The organism is Neobacillus jeddahensis, from assembly GCF_000612625.1.
Taxonomy (GTDB): domain Bacteria; phylum Bacillota; class Bacilli; order Bacillales; family Cytobacillaceae; genus Neobacillus; species Neobacillus jeddahensis.
The window spans coordinates 106,457-126,019 of sequence record NZ_CCAS010000005.1 but is presented as its reverse complement, the minus strand read 5'-3'; the positions used below and the strand labels follow the sequence as shown (position 1 = coordinate 126,019).

The window sequence follows — 19,563 nt, the reverse complement described above, 5'->3', positions numbered from 1 at the left end:
TAAATTTTTTTAAAAAGAAAGAAGGAAAAGCGAGAACCCTGTCGAATATTTAGCTAGGAAAAAAGGAAAAGGTGGTGTTTCCAATTGTTAGTTCAATTGAAATTTTAGCTAATCGGATTGTCACGGATGCTGCTAGGAACCAGGCCACAGATATTCATATTCTTCCTAGGAAGAAGGACACACTCGTTCAAATCCGCTTAACCAACAAACTTATCCCCCGACTAACGCTTCCAAAAGACGAGTGCGACAGATTAATTTCCCATTTTAAATTCACAGCAAATATGGATATCGGAGAAAGAAGACGCCCCCAAAGTGGAGCCATTTTTTGTGAGGTTGATGGACAATTAATGGGACTTAGACTTTCCACCCTACCATCTAACAACAGAGAAAGTCTTGTCATCAGGTTATTACCCCAACAAGAACAAATACCGTTTCATCAACTCTCTTTATTTCCAGCAATGACCCGTAAATTATTAGCACTACTCAAACATGCCCATGGATTAATTATTTTTACCGGACCGACAGGCTCTGGTAAAACAACCACCCTCTATTCTCTTTTAAATGAAACAGCTCACTTATTTCATCGAAATGTCATTACACTCGAAGATCCCATCGAAAAAAATTATGACTCCGTCCTTCAAGTTCAAGTGAACGAGAAAGCAGGCGTAACCTATGCTGCAGGTCTAAAGGCGATTCTTCGTCATGACCCCGACATCATAATGGTAGGTGAAATCAGGGATGCAGAAACAGCAAAAATAGCCGTTAGAGCTGCTCTTACTGGACATCTAGTTCTTTCAACCATGCATACACGGGACGCCAAGGGTGCTGTTTATCGCCTCCGTGAATTTGGAGTGAATTGGTTAGAGGTTGAGCAAACACTCATTGCTGTCACCGCACAAAGATTAGTTGAGTTGACATGTCCATTTTGTGAGGGAGAATGTTCTCCTATATGTTATTCCTACGGAAGATGGAAAAGAGCGAGCGTTTTTGAACTTTTATCAGGTAGAAACCTAAACACTGCGCTGAAAGTGGCCAAAGGTGAAACCATTGATTTTCATTACCGCACTCTTAAGGAAGTGATCAATAAAGGGATTGCTCTCGGATATATTAAAGAATCGGAATTTGATCGGCTGGTGTTTGATCATGAAACACCGTAAATGGGCAATTAATGAACAAGCTAATTTCTTGAAGAGAACAGGTGAATTATTAGCGAGGGGATATCCAATTGCCGCGGCAATTGAGTCCATAGCATTTCAATTACCTTTAAAACGAAGGGAGGAATTATATGAGAGTTTAGTTGAATTAAAAAAAGGTACGCCCTTTCATCTTGCCTTACACAATCTTGGGTTTAACAAAGATTTGATTGGCTATGTTTATTTTGCAGAACAACATGGCAGTTTTGCAGATGCGCTGTTAGAAGGTAGTGAACTTGCATTATTGAAGGATAGAGATGTGCAGAAGCTTCTTAAACTACTTCAGTATCCACTTTTACTAATCATTATTACTGCTTGTCTATTTATTTTTATTGAAAACACCTTACTCCCTAGATTTACAACACTTTTTGCATCACTCGGTCTAGAGGAAAATTTCTTCACAAAAGTCATCTATGCCTTTGATCAATATTTCCCTAAAGCCATTGGTGCTGTGTTTTTGACCCTCCTTTTATCAGCAGTCTATTATTTTTTCGTATTTCGAAAACGTTCCGTCCTGCAGCAAAGATCACTACTTGCCCATATCCCCATTGCCGGCAGGATCCTCAAATTACTATTTACTCACTACTTTTCCATTCAACTTAGCTTCCTATTATCTGGTGGCATTTCCGTCTCTGAAGCGCTAATCCTTTTTGAAAAAAATAAAAGACAGCCATTTTACAGCCACATTGCTGCAGAGATAAAAAATAGATTAATCACTGGAGAAAAATTAGATACGATTTTAGGTTCGTTTTCATTTTTTGAAAAAGAGTTTCCAATGATCGTTAAACATGGCCAAGAAAATGGAAAATTAGAGCAAGAATTACTATTTTTCAGTAAACATTGCGTATCACTCATGGAAGGATTAATCGAAAAGTGGTTAAAAACCATACAGCCAGTTCTTTATTTATTCATCGGATTTCTTGTTGTATCCATGTATTTAGCAATTCTATTACCTATGTTTCATCTACTGGATGGGATATAAAACGGGAGGTACTCAAAATGCCAAGAAATGAAAATGGATTTACTTTGATAGAAATGATGATCGTCATGTTAGTTATCTCAGTCTTACTCATTATCACGATTCCAAATGTTGCTAAACACAATTCTAATATCAACAATAAAGGCTGTGATGCCTACATCAAAATGGTACAGGCACAAGTTCAAGCATACGAAATGGACAAAAACCAAATACCAACCATGGCCGACCTAAAGGAGGAAAACTATTTAAGGAGCGATTCTAATGGTTGTCCAAATGGTAATGAAGTGGTAATTGATTCAACAGGTAATGTCACAGCTGTTGCAAAAACAAACTAACCACCATGTTAACACAACAAAAGGGGTTCACCTTAATTGAGTCATTATTAGTACTCTCAATTTTTATGATTATTTCCTCGATTACAGCCTTCTCTTTGCAGCCACATCACTCTGTAATTGAAGATAAAGCACTGTTATCCCAGCTTCAGGCAGACCTTCTTTATGCACAGCAATATGCAATCTCGCACCAACATGAGGTGTCTGTTGTGATTATGCCAAATGAGTATAAATATGAGATGATTCTGCGCACTGAAAGGCCTATGATCATCGAGAGAAGCTACTCAAAAAATTATAAATTTAGCGAAGGCTCCCTCCCCTTATATTTCAAATTTTTAAGTGATGGAAATGTGAACAAGTTTGGGTCTTTTTTCATCCAAACGAAAAGAAAAAGCTATCGCTTGACCTTTTTAATTGGAAAGGGACGGTTCTATGTTACGGAGCAATAATGGATTTTTTTTGCTCGAATTACTGCTATCATTGTCAGCCCTATTATTGTTAAGTCTGTATTTATTACCTTTATTAATGGAATTAAGAGCGGAATCTCAACAATTAGAAATAAACAAAACCGCACAGAGGATTATGTTTGAAGAACTCCAAGCTAAAGTGATCGACAATCAGGCGTATACAGATTATACAATCATTCAGAATAGGATCGTATATAAAATTATTTGGATAGACTCTGGTTTAGATAGTAAAAAGGAGGTGTGTGTAAAGGTTGAAAAAACTCCCTTTCTTCCAGAATCAAAAATGTGCCACATCCTCGAATGAAAAAGCTTTTACACTTATAGAAGTCCTGCTAGCCTTTTCGATTTTTACTACCATTATTTTCTTTATGCTGCCGATATTCCAAATTATCCTTAATACTAAGGACAAACAAACAAGTATACAGGCCATGGAATGGGAAGTATTTTGTAGTCAAATAAAAAAGGAGATTAGGATGTCATCTCATGCTGAAGTGCTCTCTGCTCGTTTAATTTTAACTAAAGACAGTGATACGGTTATCTATGAGAAGTATGGGTCAAACTTGAGGAGAAGGGTCAATTCCAACGGACATGAAATCATATTGCAAAATGTATCACAATATACCTTTTCAATTTTCAAAAATGTGGTTACGGTTTTTGTCATTGACACATGGGGTAAAGAACATTCAGTCACCGTCTACCCCTTAGTAAACTGGGCGTCAGGCCCATGAAGAATAATGAGCAAGGTTTTACCTATCCACTTATTTTGTGCTTACTGATCCTATTTCTCCTGTTTTTTTCCATGCAAATTGAACTTTTCCTTACAGAGAAAAAAATGGTACATGAATCAACGGCCATCCTTCAACAAGAATATTATTTCCTTTCCACAGCCAAAAAAATAGAAGAGTTGCAAATAGAAGGAAACATCCCTGTAAAGGGAACAATCGTATACAGTGATGGAATTATGACCTACCAACCTGAAACACCGACTGAAAATGTTCAGAAGGTAAAATTTACGCTCACTCTTTCTCGGTCTGACCCCGTCAGTGGAATAGGTTATTTTGATACAAGAACAAAAAAATTAATCAGATGGGTAGAAGCAAATAATTAGATTGAAATTTTCAAAAATGGACATACTGATAATTGATAAAGGTAGGTGTGTCCATGAAAACAAATGACTATGTAAAATACATGACGCAAACGATTGTTAAGTATGCTGACCAGCCAAAGGATGAACGAAAACGGATTCGGGTTGAAAGGAAGCAAACTAAGGCTGATTTTTGGTATCGATGGTTTGGAATTCTCCCCTATATTCTCTATTCTGAAATAAAGAAAAGACGAAAATATTAGCTAGCGGCCATTTTCTGGATTTTTATTTTTAACAAACATACCAAAAATAAAACATTGACAAATCGAAAATCTTACAAAAACAGAAGAATTATCGCATATTGTTACAATATAAAGTCAGTAATTGTGAACATTTTCTAAACATATAGTGTTAACCTTGTTAACCTCATTCCTTTGTATTTACGGCTGTATTATAATGGAATAAATTATGGGGGTCCGAGGTGAATAGAGATGGAACAAACATTAAAGATAACTAACGTTTTGTCAGATCCAACACGTTATTACATTTATCAATACATTACCAAACGTCATCAAGAAGTAACCGTTCAAGAAGTGGCGGAAAATTTTAATATTCATCCTAATGTTGCTAGATTACATTTATCCAAGTTAGAGGATGTAAACATGCTCCTTTCTGAAACAAAGAAAACGGGGAAAGGCGGCCGACCAAGTCGACTATATCGATTATCCGATGATGTCATTCAACTTCATTTCCCATATCGTGACTACATGTTATTGTCTAAAGTAGCGATTCAAACAATGATTTCACTTGGTGAAGTTGGCAAAGAAGCACTATTCTTAACCGGTAAGCGATTTGGAACAGAAGTGATTGAACAAGAAATGGCCAAGAGATCAATTGGTGAAGTATTAGAATTTGACCAAAAGCTAACAATATTAAAAAGTGCTGCCACACTTGCCGGTTTTTATCCTGAATTTGAAACTAATGGGGATAAAACCAAAATCTATTTCAAGATTTTTAACTGCCCATTTAAAGAAGTGGCCCAAGAACACTCTGAAACGGTTTGCACAATGCACCACGAATTTTTAAAGGGTATGTTTGGAGCATTGTTTAATTCTGTTGAATTAGTTGAAGACGAAAACATGATTACTGGCTGTGAGGCCTGCTCTTATCAAGCACTAGTTTCAAACTAATTCGAAACCATTATTTACATTATGCCTCCTTTTACTTTATAATATTGTAATGATGGGATCGAAGGGTAAAAGGAGGGATACATATGGATCGAATGTTCAGAGTATGTGGTTTCTGGACGGGTATTTTTACCGTTATGCTTTATCTAGGTGATATGGATAAAACAGCAATGTTATTCTTGGCTCAAACAGGATTCTTTGTTCTGCTAAGCTATCTTAAGCTGTCTGAGCGTATGTATTTGCATATTTTTGCAGCATATTTAACAATTTTCTTTGTGGGCTTCACTTATTGGACAACGTTTATGATGCCACTTGGTGGAGGACACTGATCGAAAAGCTAAAACGCCGGAGTAAGTTCCGGCGTTTTTCTTTATTCTGTAAACAGATTATTCTCACTCAACTGGAGGGCTTTTTGTTGTATGATAACATGGAAATATGAGCTCATTCCAGAGGGCATAATTAAGCTACGTAAGGCCCGATTCCGCTTGCTTACCTCGGAAAAAGGATTAGGGTCAAAATGATCCTCTAATTCCTTTAGAACCCCAGCTTTTAAAAGAAATTCATCTTGTCTAAGTTTTGTTAACAAGTCTAAATCAAACTCAAGACCTTTTTGAATCAGATAGTCAAAATGGATATGGGTAGTAATATCCATTTCCCCAGGATACTGTAAGACATCTGGAATCATCTTATGTTGGTAAAATCCTCGTAAGCTTCCCATTGACCTGCTTGGGTCCATCCATTCTTGATTGGAATAGCCATAATCAACTGTCACAACAAGACCCTTTGTTAGGTGGGCTGAAATCTCTTGCACCATCTGCACCATTTCTAACGGAATTTCAATTCTCTGCCTTTCTTCTAACTCGATTTGACTTTCCTTTAAAAACGAAAAAATTTGCGGGTTGGATAATGTCATTCTTTCTTCATATAATTCATCATTTTTAAGTCCAACCATCACCTCGACTAGTTGTCCATCTATTTTTTCAATGACATGGACTGGCAGTGCATCAAATAGTTCGTTTGAGAATACCATCCCTTCAAAGGGTTCGAGTTGTTTAAGACTCTCGACTTGAGTAACAGAAGAGTCAGTCATGAATAATTGACTTTGCACGGTTCGATGGAATGGGCTACTTTCAACAATCATATAGTGTAATGGAGAGTTTACCGACTCCGACCATTCCTGTAAAAAAGCCCTTGCAAAACGACCATTCCCTCCTCCTACTTCACAAAAGACGGGTGGAAGATTGGTTGTTTCACAAATATAGGAAAACCATTTTGCCATAAGCCTCCCATATACATCAGAAATATTACTAGTGGTAATGAAATCCCCTTGTCGGCCAATTTTCTGCTTATCCTTCATATAGTAGCCAAATTCGGGATGGTACAAGACAGCCTCCATATATGCTTCATAGGAAATGGATCCCGTTGGAGAATTTGCAATTAAAGACTTTATATAGGGTATCATGATAACTCCTTTTTAATTAACACCATTGACATAGTGTTAACTTTGTAATATTGTTAACTTAGTAGCTTTACAATATCCCCTCCCATTATTTTGAATAAAGAATATCCCCCAGAAAGACCCTTCTCTTTGATGAGAAGGGTCTTTCTATGACCGAACTTTCCTATCGACCATAAGCCAACTACGCCTCTGTCTTCGCCCTTAGGTCTCGCCAATTGGCGAATTTTCTTTAAATTAGAATCCATTCAAAAATGGATTGCTATCCATTTCTTCTCCAATACTTGTCACAGGTCCGTGTCCTGATAGAACGTATGTTTCTTCGGGTAATGATAGAAGTTTGTCATGAATGCTTTTTAATAGCTGTGACTGATTACCTCCAGGTAAATCCGTCCGACCAATACTACCCTGAAACAGAGCATCACCTGAAATAACAAACTCATCCTCCTCGAAATAAAAAGAAACACTACCTGGAGAATGACCAGGAGTATGAAAAACATGAAACTCAAATCCACCTATTGTCATGGTCCCTTCCTTATTTATGATGTTATCTGCAGGATTAACCATAATTGCATTAACATGCATAAATAACTGTGAACCATTTAGGGCAGGATCACCTAGCCAGTTCTCTTCCTGCTTGTGCAGGTATACTGGAATATTATATTCATCTCTGACCATATTAACAGCCCCAATATGGTCAAAATGTGCATGGGTTAACATAATGGCCATTGGTTTTAATTTTCGTTTGTTCAACAACTGAATCAGTTTTTTTCCTTCTTCACCCGGATCAAAAATTAAGCATGTCCGATCGGTATTTTCAACGATATAACAATTGGTTTGCAAGGGTCCTAAGGGAAGTTGTTGCCATTTCATACAAATGCTCCTCCAATACTAATATAAGTTTATTTTACACTATATCATAAGATCAGATAAAGCGAACCTATCTAAAATGGTCTATTTTTGCCCTCGACAAATGGTAGAAAAAAATATAAAATAGGAAACGAATGTATATAATATAGGTACATAATCGTTTTCAATCTTGGCATTTTGCATGCAGCGACTAAAAAGGGGGATTCTTTATGGGTTTAGTTATTATTTTTGCCATCGTAACTCTACTTGCAGCCTACGGCGGTTTTACCTCACTTAAGAATAAAAATTTCTTAGGCGCATTTTGGGGTGTAGCATCATTCGTGGTTTTTGGCTGGTTTACAGTCATGACAATTGTTGAATCTGGATTTCCTACAGGAACACATTAATTCGAAATACCCATATCTATCTAAAAAGGACTGTCAGCTGACAGTCCTTTTTTCCATAGAAGGGATTGAACATAGATGCCCGCAGAGATTTTACCATGTCCTTAATAAAAGAATAACTTTGTGCTTTGTCATTCTTCAACCAAATCATAAATTTTCTTTGTCTTTACATCAATAATTTTTTCATAACGATTGCCAAATAAGACTGCCTTACCAGATGGTGAGAATGTAATCGGTGCATTTTCCATTCCCTTTAAAATCAGTTCACTTTCCCCATTCTGAAGATTATAGGAAATGAGCTGAAAGCCATCTGTATAGGAATCAGCTTCACCACTACTCACAGGACGGAAGGTGATAAATTGTTCTTGCTCCTCATTATAATCATAATAAGGAACTAACCAATCTGAAAACCTTGTTAGCTGCGGAATTGCAAATGTAAAAAGCCTTTTCATCTCACCATTGTAAAATGAATAGATCGCTTTGGACTGATCTTGCTCATTGACCGTGACCGTCATAAGCAACTGACGAAAGGTTGCAAATTGAATGGCCGCTGGAACTAACGTTTTTTCCATACCAGTCCCAAGTTGTCTAACGACAAGTGGAGCAACTAAGGAGGGATTGTTTTCATCCCAATTTAAAAAAGTAATCTCGTCATCATTCTTCCATTTGACAAAAGGCTGCGGCATGGACACCTTGATTGTTTGATCATTTTTTAAATTTAATAAGTATAGTTCAAAGCTCCAGTCTTCATCAAATTTAGAAACTAGAACCTCCGTTTCATTATATGGATTCCATTCATATACTAACTCATAGGATGGAAATGATTTCTTAAATTTCTCGTTTCCTTTTACGTCAATGATGGTGACCAAACCCTCATATGATGAGGGAGACGAATGAATTAGTAAATATTTTTTGGATGGACTCATTTGCACATTCACAATGGGGTTCTCTGTTTTATACACTAGCTCACTCGTACCTGACAATAGATTGTAGCGAAAGACACTTGAGCTTTGTTCTAGATTCGTTATATAGACAACAGTAGACTCCGATAGCCAGCCTGCCAGCTTATAAAATTCTCCTGCGCCATTAGGAACAGAAATGGGTAATTTCCACTCTTCACCTGGATTCGCAACCGGAATTGTTGGCTTATCATTTTTTGCGGGAATTTTATGGATAGTTTGCTCTTTTTGTGAACACCCAGCTAAGAGGAGGCTAAATAAAATTAAGATAAATATATATATAAGGCGATTCGCTCGATTAAGCTGGTTCAATTTTGTCAAATTCCCTCCCAAACATTTTACTCTCTTAAATGTTAGTACGTTATTTTCAGAAAAATGTTTCACACAATTCCATCATCTGAACATAAATAGGAAAAAAGCCGTAGATTACCGGCTTTTTTTGATGTTATTCATTGTAATAAATGGTAAGAGATATGAAAAATTAATGACTAAGGACGGCTGAAAAAATAGCTTCTCCTCGTTTTAGTATTTCTGGAAATTGTGAAAGTGGCAACGGATTAATGCCTTTACCAAGCTCAATAGTAAAACCGGGACGTTTAAACTCTTGTATAAACCAATCTTTATATCCGGCATGACTTTTTACATAACGAATCGCTTGATACCCACTGAAATATTCAATCTCCTTGGCAAGTGCTTCTGCTTCTTCAGGCTCGTAACCTTCATACCCCCAATAAAATTCCTCCCCCTGGGTGTGAAGAGCTATGATCAAATCAAACCGATTGTTTTCTGCTAACTTTGCCATAGCAATTGCCTCAGGTTCTGTTAAGGGAGCCTCCCCAGGAAAGTCCCTGGGGGCAGGTGCCTTTGGCAGCTTGTTTTTTCGACAAATATCCCAATTTGCAGGAAATTGATTATTCAAATCAACTCCGGAAATATTAGCTTTCCAATGAATAAAATCGTCACAACCATCATTGATTTCAATCAGTTTCCGTTGTAATTTAGCAGGGGGACCATCGACAACAAGATCAACCCCATCAGGATTAACCATCGGGACGATCGACAATTCTATATCTTCATACCACTGATTGACCTTTTGTCCATTCATTACTGTTCCATTTGTTAAGGAAAGTAAATAATTATTTACGATACTCATTAGTACCATCGTCGTAATCCATTCATTCGCATGAAAAGAAGCGTTTATATGAATTTTTTTTGCTCCTTTTCCAATTCTGATTTCCTGAATTGGTTTCCCCTCAACACTTGTACCGATAGTTGTGACTCTAATAAAGGGATACACCTTTTTGAAGGATTGGATTAGCTTTTCTAATCTTTTATAATTTAATGGTGAATGGAACTTTACGAATGGAGTAACTATTTTTTCTGGGACAAAGAGAGTTTCCCCCACTTTTAATTGATCTACATCCTTGGTTGGATTTAACAGAAACAATGTGTCTTCTGCGATTTTGTTTGTTATCGCTAATTCCCAGATGGTATTTCCGGCTTGAATCGTATATGGAACCGTCACATATCCCGGAATAACAATTTTCTCTGCAACTTTCAAGTTACTTGAATCTACCTTTGGGTTGGCTTCTTCAATAAGGTTAACTGGTATTCGAAACAACTTGCTGTAATAGGACAATGTATCACCAGGCCGTACGCTAATCATCATCTTCCCCGACCTCCCATCATAAAAATTCTATGATGAATGACAAAAAGTATGATAGCAAAAGAAAAACCCGCTTATTCACGGGTTTTTCTTATTATATGAGATTTTATTAGTTTCGACTCTAATAATTGTCCAGCTCTAGGCGCCATCAGCTCGAGGTCACAAGCCAATCCGTCGAGAAGGTTACCTATTGGTTCAATTTATTTTTAATCAACCAGGCTCCCCCAAGTACGCCTGCATCATTGCCTAATGTAGCTAACGCCAATTTTGTAGAATTTTTAACGGCAGAAAAAGCAAATTTAGCAAACGATTCATTTACTGAATCTAATAAAATATTACCTGCTTTTGAAACTCCCCCACCTAAAACAATTCCTTCTGGATTCAGCGTATTCCCAATATTGGCAAGGACAAAGCCTAAATGAAATGTAACATCCGCTAATACTTTTTTGGCTAGTGGATCACCATTTCTGGCCGTATCAAAAACATCTTTCGCAGTGATTTTCCCATTTTTTAGAAAAATATCGTGCAATTCACCAGCAACCTCATCATTATTCAATTCCTTCAATGCTAAACGCACAATACCTGTTGCCGATGCAACCGTTTCGAGGCAGCCTGTTTTCCCACAATTACACGGAGCTCCACCTTCTGGAATAACAGTAAGATGACCTATTTCTCCAGCTGCACCATTGACACCTTGGATTATTTGACCATTAGCGATAACACCGCCGCCTACCCCTGTCCCAAGCGTAACACAAACAAGGTTCTTCGCTCCATTTCCAGCACCCTTCCACATCTCGCCTAAAGCCGCACAATTTGCGTCATTCTCAACAACAGCAGGAAGGGAAGTTGCTAATTCCAGGCTATCCTTTAATGGGTAGTTATCTTTCCAGCCCAAATTGACCACATTTAAAATAATTCCCGTTTCATAATCCACCGGTCCTGGTGCCCCCATACCAATGCCAATGACGTTTTCCTTGGCTTGCCCGAGCTGAAGCAATTTTTCATCGATGGCTTTTGCAATATTTGCAGTAATATTTTGACCTTCATTAGAGTTATCTGTGGTAATTTCCCATTTATAAACAATTTCACCATTCATTGTAATAAAAGCTATTTTAGTAGTTGTACCACCAAGATCGACCCCAGCTATCCATTGATTTGCCATGTATTTTCACCTATCTTTACTTACTTTTTTCTTTTTGCATTTGAATTTCATGTCGTAAAATTAAAAGTGCTGTTTGGAATTCCCTTGGTTCTATTATTTGTGCATGATATAGCTCTGTCAATTCAGATTCCATCAGCTCAAGGTCTCCCACTCTATCACCAACATAAATAAATGTTCCAAACTGCTTTAAGAATTGCTGTATTTCAAAGATTGATTTCATCTGGGGAACCTCCCCCTTAATTTTTTAATGGAATGGAATATATTAATCTAACTAAAATGAGTATAACCGATGCTCTCCCTCTCCTCAAGGCAAATATCTGTCATTCCTTGATTAAAGATGTTGATTAATTTCAAGAACCAAATCAGAATATTGTTGATTATCAGGTTTAAGTTTAACCGCCTGCTCGGCATTTGCTTTGGCCTCTTCATAATTATGTTGTTCCATGTTAATCAGAGCAAGATTAAAATAGGCTTCATCAAATTTCGAATCAAGTTTAATTGCCTTTTCTAAGTGCGTTTTAGCTTCAGAAAGCATATTCTTTTTTATTTCTACAAAGGATAAAAGAAAATAAATTTTCTCAGATGGTTCAGATAATTTCTCCTTAGATTTCACCAATATGTCGTAGGCCTGATTATATTTCCCTTGACTAACGTAGTCTTGGACCACGTTAAGAACTGATTTTTCATACAGTGTTTTTTCTGATGTCTGGAACCCATAATACAATGAACCCCATACAATTCCTATTGAGGTAATAAAGAAGCATATCTGCCATAGCCGCTTTTTCTGTTTTGGAAAGTGAACGATACCCGCAGCAAGGAAGCCCCCTATTAATCCGCCAATATGGCTGGCGGCGTCAATTCCCGATGCCGAGAAGCTAAAGACAAGATTTATTCCAAGGACAACAAGTAAATTCATACCCATAGTCCGAGAAAACAGTTTGGGAAATCTAACTCCAAAATATAATAATGCACCGAAGCAGCCATAAATAGCTCCACTTGCCCCTGCCGATAAGGTCGAACTAAATAGAAAACTAGCAATCCCTCCTGTTATTCCGGCAAATAGGTAAATAATGAGAAAGCGAGTTCTACCAAATATACGTTCAACCGTTGCCCCAAGAAAATACAAGGCCAATGAATTCATCGCCAAATGCATAAAACCTATATGAAGAAAGACAGGTGTAATAAATCTCCACCATTCCCCATCATAAATCAAATAGTTCACCTTCGCACCATATTCAGTTAGTGTTGCATTATTCGTACTGCCACCGTGGGTTTCAAGCCAGAAAAACATCATTGCTTGGATTAAGATCAATGCATAGGTAAAGAAGGGCTTGCTATTAAATAGAATGTCCTTTTCAGTTTTAACCTTTTTAATAGCATATTCCATAGTAGCTTTCTTAACATCGTCAACCTCATGTTCAGGATAGTCCTCTTTAACTGTGAAGTGAATCTCACGCCCCAGCCGCTCGGAAATTTGAGCAAGCCCGAGATCAAATGCACCCTTGGCAAGTAGAATAGAACTGATCGCGGTTTTATTTCCTTCAGGATGAACAAACGGTTTTGTAAGCCGAAATTCATATTCATCAACTGGCGGAAACTGACTGACATAAATGTTCAACACATTTAATTCATTTCGTCCAATTTGCTTACGGACTCTTTCTCCATTCGACGCCGTAAATTCAATATCTCGTTGCATGGAATTACTCCAATCTAAATCATGGAGCAACATCCGAATAATCGGTGTTTTCTTGTCTTCTATTTTTTCCAGCCACAATTCCTTTTGATTTTCGAACAATTGAATAATGCGGTACCCATGGTCTGAGATAAAAGAATTTGCCAACCTCCAAAAGATGTATCCCTCTCTATTATTCATTACTCCCCTACTTTCTAAAAGAAAACCGGAAGCACCTTGCCTATTAGCGACAGTCGCAAGTACCCAAATCCCTTGGCTCAGGAGCTAACATTTTTCAAATGTAATTAATCTATATTCATTTTTCCCTCTTATCTTTTATTATAATCGATATGACCGATTGGCATTTAATCAAACTAGCTGAAAAACGTATATTTACCTAATTAGACAAAAATAGAACCATCTATGGTTTTCACCATTCAGATGGTCCTCCAAATACTGATTTCATCATTTTTTGTTTTATTCCAGGAAAGCTCATAATCGAACCTACTGCTAGCCTGCGCATCCAACTAGAGCCAAGCAGAACATTAATCAGGCGGTATCTATACCGAAACGCAAAATATCCTATTGAACCAATCATTAATATGGATGTTAACATACGAGACATCATCATCCCTCCTATTTAGTATTCTGTGTTGATCCGCAAGGATTTATCCAAATTTCTGCAAAAAAGGGACGAATATTTATCATTCGCCCCGCTACCGATTTATATATTTTTAAATACAGGTTCCATTGTTTCTTTTAATACCTTCACTGATGTTGAGAATTTTTCTTTCTCAACATCATTTAATTCGAGCTCAACAACTTCTCTTACACCTTTTCGGTTTACCACTGCTGGAACACCAATATAAATATCATTTTGTCCATATTCACCATTGAGGTAGGCCGAAACAGTTAATACTGAGTTTTCGTTCCGCAAAATTGCCTTCGTGAGCCGGACTAAGCCCATGGCAATCCCATAATAGGTTGCGCCTTTTCGCTCAATAATGTGATAAGCCGCGTCACGAACATTTAAGAAAATCTGATTTAAATCCTCTTTATTAACGGCATCTTTATTTTTTGTCCACTCCGAAATCGATGTTCCAGCAATATCAGCGTGGCTCCATACAGGAAGCTCTGTATCACCATGTTCCCCAATAATATAGGCGTGAACGTTTCGGGTGTCTACATCAAAATAATCACCCAATAAGAAGCGGAACCGAGCTGTATCCAAAATCGTTCCCGAACCGATTACCCGCTCTTTTGGCAACCCTGAAAACTTCCACACTGCATAGGTTAATATATCTACAGGATTAGTCGCAACTAGAAAAATCCCATCAAACCCACTTGCCATAATTTCAGAAACGATGCCCTTAAAGATCTTCGTATTTTTCTCAACAAGGTCAAGTCGTGTTTCACCAGGCTTCTGGTTAGCACCAGCTGTAATCACGACAAGGTCGGCATCCCCACAATCCTGGTAATCACCATACCAAATTTGTGTGCGAGTTGGTGCGAAGGGAAGCCCATGGTTTAAATCCATAGCGTCGCCTTCCGCCTTTTCTTTGTTCAAATCAATTAAGACTAACTCTTCTGTAATACCCTGATTTAATAGGGCAAACGCATAGCTTGAACCAACAAAACCTGTCCCAATAAGTGCAACTCTGTTAACACGTTTTAGCATGAACATTCCTCCAATAGAAAAAAGTGAAGATAAAATGATCCTCAATCTATTTCAAACTTAACTTTGGTTTTCTTCTCTTTTTATCCACACACAATTGAAAATCCAAGTCCTTTATTAATATAGGTTTAAATATAGATAATTACCCAATTATTTGAATAATCAAGATGGAAAATATTGCAGCCATAAAGCCAGATAAAAAATTAACCATATCATTATCCACAAAGGTGAAACCCTTTATTCTTGTTGTCTCTAAATGACAATGAATCTTTTTTTCGGTCATTAACCCACAGTTCTTACAAATGTATTCCTGTTGATAAAATGCACCCATTAAAGTATCAATTACATTCCCAATGAAACCAAAGAGAAAAATGAGGATGGTTACGGTGCTATCTAAATGGAATAACCATCCTCCGATTAAAGAAATAAACAATGAACCAATAAGTGCTGCACTACTTCCTAAAAAGCTAATTGCACCAGATGTACCTTTTTCAATTCTCCTAAAGGTGCGTATGTATAGAGGATTTCTTCTGCTTAAGCTACCGATTTCCGATGCCCACGTATCTGAATTAGCACTAGCTAGAGTGACCATAAATCCGATTAGCGGCATCCACCCACCGTAGAAATAGTGTAAAACACTAAAAAAAACTGCCGCTCCACCGTTGGCAAACACCTGACGCCAATCCCTTCTGGCCCCCTTCGCCAACTTTTCCTCGATTTCCTTTTTGCGAGAACTTTTGTAATTTGACCATAAGCTGGAGGAAGCAAAAAAACTGCCTAGGAGGATAAGTCCTTTCACACCGAAACCAATAAAGACTGCCATTCCAACAATTATAGCCGCGATTGAACCAGACTTACTCAATGATTTAACGTGATATCCGAGCACCCCAATCACCACAATTCCACCAAAAATCAATACATCATCCAACATCATTTTATGGTTATTGTCCTATCCGTTGTAATGATCTTTAAAACAGGAATATCATGATCCTCTATCGGGAAATGGGGTATGATTTGCTCATTAAAGGCAAGTGATAACGTATTTCCAGAGAAATGGGATAACAAGCGATCATAATAACCGCCACCAAAGCCTATTCGATAGCCATCAGATGTATACGCCAACCCCGGGACAATAATCAGGTCGATCCTGTCAACTTCAACTTTGGTAGTAATCTGTTCTATCGGTTCAAACAAACCATAATACACCGATTCAAGCTGAGAAAACGATTTTATTGTTCTAAAAACTAACTGTTTACCTTTCGGAAGACATTTGGGAACCACAACCTGTTTTCCCTGTTCCCACGCTTTTCGAATGATTTGGTATGTATCCACCTCTGGCATCCTAGAAACGGTAATAGCAATAACATTAGCCTGGATCCAGTCCTCATCTTTATATAAGCGGTTAGCAATTTTATAGGAGTAATCTTCATAGCGTGGTTTGTTAAGCTTCGCAAGTTCCTCTTGTACCTGTTTACGAACAGACTGTTTATCAAACATATAACGGCCCTCCTTACTTTTAGACAACAAAAAAAGCAGCAGGAAGCCCTACTGCTTATTTTGTTTCACGGTGTGCTGTTGTACGCTTTTCTCTTGGGCAATATTTCTTAAGCTCAAGACGATCTGGGTTGTTACGTTTATTTTTTGTTGAAATATAGTTACGATCTCCACACTCAGTGCAAGCTAACGTAATATTTACACGCATGTCAATTTCCCTCCAAACGATTAAGCTAGTTCGTTCATACGACTTTTCTATAATATCATTTTTCAAAACGAAATGCTAGTATTTTTGAAGAAAAGCGAAAGTGAACTAGTGGAGGAGTAGAACAGTTACCAAAGTTATCTGTTTTCAAACCTTTTTGTGAGGGCATTTTCCATTGAAAGTAAGTCATTTTTGTTTGAACCCGCTATGGTCCAAGTGGTCATTTTACCAGTCTCACGAGGGGCAATTGACACCTTCATTGCAAAAATACTAGCGGCAGGTCCCTTGGCCATCGGTTGATATTTCAAGTTTCCTTTATCAACTGAACTCCAGATTTGATCGGTGTGCGCATGCCAAAGTGGAATGACTGTGCACACTTTTGTCCCCATTTTATTGGATCTTCCATTAACGAGAAGTATTTCATTATTTGCATGATGAAAAATATGATTATCTTTAGGTGAAATAAACGTTAACTGATCCTGTCCAACATTTGAAAAATAATGCATGGCCAAAATATTGATGTCTTTCTTTTGATCACTATGATTACTTACATACAGACTTGAAAAGCGTATTTTAGAGTGAATTTGCTCCTGTTTTACGATAAAAATCAATTCTTCATCATAAATTACTTTTTCCGTACAATTATGCAGCCAAAGACATTTGCCGTTTACCCATATTCCAGGGACGAATTGAATGGTTTCCGTTTTCCGCCCTTGTTGAGGGGGCAGATTCATTTTAGATAGTTCCGTTATGTTTATCATCGTTAACACCTTATTTACAAATTATTTGGTGATACCCCTTTGTTCATTCTCACATACCCGTTTGTTTAATAGTGTATCTTCCATAACTTTGCTTGATTCCGATGCAATACGCTTCCAGCCATATAAGCTTTTTACAATTTGCCTTCCCTTTTCCCCAATTTCCTGTGCCAAATCTGGATTATTCAATAAGTAATCGATCTGCTCTAATAGATTTTGAGCATCACCAGGACCCATCAACAGCCCCGTTTGTAAATGCTTGACAATTCCCTTCATCCCACCCGTATTGGATACAATAGTTGGTTTACCAAGAATCATGGTTTCAAGTGCAGCTATTCCAAATGGCTCATATAAACTAGGAATAACCGCTAAAAGACTACCATGTATAAGGGCATTTCTTTGCTCATCTGTAATATAGCCGATGAACAGAAGCTGTTTGTCCAATTTTCGTGCACTGACTTGCTTCTGATAGGTTTCTAGCATAGGACCTTTTCCAGCAATGACGAATACTATGTCCAACTCTTGCTCTTTAGCCAACTCTGCAGCCTCTATTATTGTATCAAAGCCTTTTTCCTTTACTATTCTTCCTATTGAAAAGATATATCTTCTTTGTACTAACTCAGGAATGATGGTCGCTGCCTTTAAATCTACTGTCAATGGTTCAACGCCATTAGGTATGACGGCTAATTTCTCGTCTGTTGTCTGAAAAACCTTTATTAATTCATTTTTCATATATTCACTACATACGATAAGTTGATCTGACTCTGTGATTAACTGGCTTTCCTTTTCATGGATAAATTGCTGGATTTCATTATGGATTCCATTATTTCTACCATGTTCGGTGGCATGGATAGTGGTCAATAATGGGATATCAAGCGATTGCTTTAAAGTAATCGCAGCAGCACCGACCAGCCAATCGTGGGCATGAACAATGTCAAATTTAACCTTTTCAGATAGTTGTTTCACTTGAAATGCCATTGCTAGGTTAAGACCGGCAATCCACGAAAGGAAATGATGATCTCGCTCATTAAGTGGCTTTACACGATGGACATTTACATTCTCCATTCGTTCAAACGCTGGGAGTTCATGAGTTCCAGCCGTGATCACATGGACCTCGTGCCCCATCTCTGCCAAATGTGTAGACAATCCATATACGTGTCGTGAAAGCCCCCCCACGACATTAGGCGGATACTCCCAGCATAAAATTAATATGGTTAAGTGCCAATGATCTAAAGGACTCACATCGACTTCAACTTGTTCGGAAAGGTTTTTGCTCATTTTTCTCCTCCAAGTTGTCTGATTTAAGATAATAACTATACGTACTAACGTGTTCAACCCATTTAGGAGCTTCCTCTTCATAGCGTTGGATTTGGACTACATCCTGCTGATAGACACTTTCCAATAAAAGTTCAAGACCTGATGTTTGGACACAATTAGAACGATAAATCGGGAAAAACTCTGAATCTGACAAATAAATCCCTAGTTCTGCTATATAGCTGTGGTGTTTCTCTAATCCTTTTATAAACCAGTGACCATTATTGTATGGTACTGTAATTTCATTAAAGTGGTGGGCATTTACGCCATTAAATAAAATGCCAGTTACATCATATAATCTGACAATAGTGACGAGTTCTTTAAACGGGCGACCATAAAATAATTCAATAATTTTTTGCGGTATAACGGAAACATCCCAGAAAAGAATCATTTTACGAGGTGTAACAAGTTTTGCCTTCAATTCACCGTTAAGTGGCAGGGCATCAAGAACAGGATTATTTTCGGAGGAATTTGAATTCGTTGCTGCTCGTCCTTCTCTCGAATCAATGAATTGTTCTTCAGTTTGTTCAAGCCATTTATTCCAACGATATTGGACCTTACCAACTGATGTATTGAGCACTAATGCTATTTTCCGAAATGATAAGCCATCTCCTCTTAGTTTGATAATCTCGTCAATCATATTTTTCCTCCATTCTGCAAACCATCAATGTATGCCAACAAACGCAAATTATTCTTAATAATGAATA

General features: G+C 37.6%; 26 protein-coding genes. 11 read left to right on the top strand and 15 right to left on the bottom strand.

Translation table 11 applies throughout. The features are described 5' to 3' along the window. The first annotated feature begins 74 nt into the window (after window positions 1-74). The 10 genes from comGA (at window position 75) to TY15_RS03985 (ending at window position 5,571) form a co-directional block, all read left to right on the top strand. Entirely contained in the window at window positions 75-1,157 is a 1,083-nt protein-coding gene (comGA, locus tag TY15_RS04030; protein ID WP_275452004.1) for a competence type IV pilus ATPase ComGA, read from the top strand. Then, entirely contained in the window at window positions 1,144-2,175 is a 1,032-nt protein-coding gene (gene comGB, locus TY15_RS04025; RefSeq protein WP_040208037.1) for a competence type IV pilus assembly protein ComGB, read from the top strand. Before comGA ends, comGB begins: the two co-directional genes overlap by 14 nt. Window positions 2,176-2,192: 17 nt before the next feature. Then, complete coding sequence (gene comGC, locus TY15_RS04020; protein ID WP_040208035.1) at window positions 2,193-2,507, top strand: competence type IV pilus major pilin ComGC; 315 nt, start codon at window positions 2,193-2,195, stop codon at window positions 2,505-2,507. A gap of 5 nt (window positions 2,508-2,512) precedes the next feature. Next, window positions 2,513-2,953 carry a competence type IV pilus minor pilin ComGD gene (comGD, locus tag TY15_RS04015; protein ID WP_040208034.1) on the top strand — a complete coding sequence of 147 codons (441 nt, stop codon included), beginning with the start codon at window positions 2,513-2,515 and terminating at the stop codon, window positions 2,951-2,953. After that, a complete protein-coding gene (gene comGE, locus TY15_RS24610; RefSeq protein WP_040208033.1) occupies window positions 2,937-3,275 on the top strand; it encodes a competence type IV pilus minor pilin ComGE in 339 nt (112 codons plus the stop codon). The genes comGD and comGE overlap by 17 nt, the downstream gene beginning before the upstream one ends. After that, window positions 3,223-3,699, top strand: coding sequence for a competence type IV pilus minor pilin ComGF (comGF, locus tag TY15_RS04005; protein ID WP_052353691.1), 477 nt, complete (start codon window positions 3,223-3,225; stop codon window positions 3,697-3,699). Before comGE ends, comGF begins: the two co-directional genes overlap by 53 nt. Continuing rightward, the gene (gene comGG, locus TY15_RS04000) at window positions 3,696-4,079 is read left to right on the top strand and encodes a competence type IV pilus minor pilin ComGG (protein ID WP_040208030.1); all 384 of its coding nucleotides are present in this window, start codon (window positions 3,696-3,698) and stop codon (window positions 4,077-4,079) included. Before comGF ends, comGG begins: the two co-directional genes overlap by 4 nt. Before the next feature lie 53 nt (window positions 4,080-4,132). Further along, complete coding sequence (locus tag TY15_RS03995; protein ID WP_040208029.1) at window positions 4,133-4,318, top strand: YqzE family protein; 186 nt, start codon at window positions 4,133-4,135, stop codon at window positions 4,316-4,318. Between the two features lie 228 nt (window positions 4,319-4,546). Next, entirely contained in the window at window positions 4,547-5,245 is a 699-nt protein-coding gene (locus TY15_RS03990; RefSeq protein WP_040208028.1) for a helix-turn-helix transcriptional regulator, read from the top strand. Window positions 5,246-5,328: 83 nt separating this feature from the next. Further along, the gene (locus tag TY15_RS03985) at window positions 5,329-5,571 is read left to right on the top strand and encodes a DUF2626 domain-containing protein (protein ID WP_040208027.1); all 243 of its coding nucleotides are present in this window, start codon (window positions 5,329-5,331) and stop codon (window positions 5,569-5,571) included. Window positions 5,572-5,612: 41 nt separating this feature from the next. On the opposite strand, the gene TY15_RS03980 is transcribed toward TY15_RS03985, so the two are convergent. Then, window positions 5,613-6,704 (bottom strand): class I SAM-dependent methyltransferase, encoded by a 1,092-nt coding sequence (locus TY15_RS03980; RefSeq protein WP_040208025.1) that lies wholly within the window; start codon window positions 6,702-6,704, stop codon window positions 5,613-5,615. Window positions 6,705-6,935: 231 nt separating this feature from the next. Next, window positions 6,936-7,571, bottom strand: coding sequence for an MBL fold metallo-hydrolase (locus TY15_RS03970; protein ID WP_040208022.1), 636 nt, complete (start codon window positions 7,569-7,571; stop codon window positions 6,936-6,938). 206 nt (window positions 7,572-7,777) lie between these two features. Between TY15_RS03970 and TY15_RS23455 the strand changes: the two genes are divergently transcribed. Beyond that, window positions 7,778-7,954, top strand: a complete 177-nt coding sequence (locus TY15_RS23455) for a DUF2759 domain-containing protein (RefSeq protein WP_040208021.1) — start codon at window positions 7,778-7,780, stop codon at window positions 7,952-7,954. Window positions 7,955-8,082: 128 nt separating this feature from the next. On the opposite strand, the gene TY15_RS03960 is transcribed toward TY15_RS23455, so the two are convergent. The 13 genes from TY15_RS03960 to TY15_RS03900 all read right to left on the bottom strand — a co-directional run bounded on the left by TY15_RS03960 (window position 8,083) and on the right by TY15_RS03900 (window position 19,496). After that, window positions 8,083-9,231 carry a YqgU-like beta propeller domain-containing protein gene (locus TY15_RS03960; protein ID WP_052353690.1) on the bottom strand — a complete coding sequence of 383 codons (1,149 nt, stop codon included), beginning with the start codon at window positions 9,229-9,231 and terminating at the stop codon, window positions 8,083-8,085. A gap of 160 nt (window positions 9,232-9,391) precedes the next feature. Then, window positions 9,392-10,579, bottom strand: coding sequence for a M14 family metallopeptidase (locus TY15_RS03955; RefSeq protein ID WP_040208019.1), 1,188 nt, complete (start codon window positions 10,577-10,579; stop codon window positions 9,392-9,394). 184 nt (window positions 10,580-10,763) lie between these two features. Then, window positions 10,764-11,738, bottom strand: a complete 975-nt coding sequence (locus tag TY15_RS03950) for an ROK family glucokinase (RefSeq protein WP_040208018.1) — start codon at window positions 11,736-11,738, stop codon at window positions 10,764-10,766. Window positions 11,739-11,754: 16 nt separating this feature from the next. After that, a complete protein-coding gene (locus TY15_RS03945; RefSeq protein WP_040208016.1) occupies window positions 11,755-11,958 on the bottom strand; it encodes a YqgQ family protein in 204 nt (67 codons plus the stop codon). Window positions 11,959-12,069: 111 nt separating this feature from the next. Continuing rightward, the gene (locus TY15_RS03940) at window positions 12,070-13,578 is read right to left on the bottom strand and encodes a rhomboid family intramembrane serine protease (RefSeq protein WP_306454195.1); all 1,509 of its coding nucleotides are present in this window, start codon (window positions 13,576-13,578) and stop codon (window positions 12,070-12,072) included. Window positions 13,579-13,840: 262 nt separating this feature from the next. Next, window positions 13,841-14,035: a hypothetical protein gene (locus TY15_RS03935; RefSeq protein ID WP_040208013.1), complete on the bottom strand. Its 195-nt coding sequence runs from the start codon at window positions 14,033-14,035 to the stop codon at window positions 13,841-13,843. A gap of 99 nt (window positions 14,036-14,134) precedes the next feature. Further along, the gene (locus tag TY15_RS03930) at window positions 14,135-15,088 is read right to left on the bottom strand and encodes an L-lactate dehydrogenase (protein ID WP_040208012.1); all 954 of its coding nucleotides are present in this window, start codon (window positions 15,086-15,088) and stop codon (window positions 14,135-14,137) included. A 139-nt stretch (window positions 15,089-15,227) separates the two neighbouring features. Beyond that, complete coding sequence (locus TY15_RS03925; protein WP_244440877.1) at window positions 15,228-16,019, bottom strand: DUF92 domain-containing protein; 792 nt, start codon at window positions 16,017-16,019, stop codon at window positions 15,228-15,230. Next, on the bottom strand, window positions 16,016-16,582 hold the full coding sequence (locus tag TY15_RS03920; protein ID WP_040208011.1) for a 5-formyltetrahydrofolate cyclo-ligase: 567 nt from the start codon (window positions 16,580-16,582) through the stop codon (window positions 16,016-16,018). Before TY15_RS03920 ends, TY15_RS03925 begins: the two co-directional genes overlap by 4 nt. 55 nt (window positions 16,583-16,637) lie before the next feature. Next, window positions 16,638-16,787: a 50S ribosomal protein L33 gene (rpmG, locus tag TY15_RS03915; RefSeq protein ID WP_015594975.1), complete on the bottom strand. Its 150-nt coding sequence runs from the start codon at window positions 16,785-16,787 to the stop codon at window positions 16,638-16,640. Window positions 16,788-16,921: 134 nt separating this feature from the next. Next, window positions 16,922-17,545 (bottom strand): hypothetical protein, encoded by a 624-nt coding sequence (locus tag TY15_RS03910; protein ID WP_040208010.1) that lies wholly within the window; start codon window positions 17,543-17,545, stop codon window positions 16,922-16,924. A gap of 21 nt (window positions 17,546-17,566) precedes the next feature. Continuing rightward, the gene (locus TY15_RS03905; protein WP_040208008.1) at window positions 17,567-18,820 is read right to left on the bottom strand and encodes a glycosyltransferase family 4 protein; all 1,254 of its coding nucleotides are present in this window, start codon (window positions 18,818-18,820) and stop codon (window positions 17,567-17,569) included. Further along, a complete protein-coding gene (locus TY15_RS03900) occupies window positions 18,792-19,496 on the bottom strand; it encodes a DUF4912 domain-containing protein (RefSeq protein WP_040208006.1) in 705 nt (234 codons plus the stop codon). The genes TY15_RS03905 and TY15_RS03900 overlap by 29 nt, the downstream gene beginning before the upstream one ends. Between the last annotated feature and the right edge of the window lie 67 nt (window positions 19,497-19,563).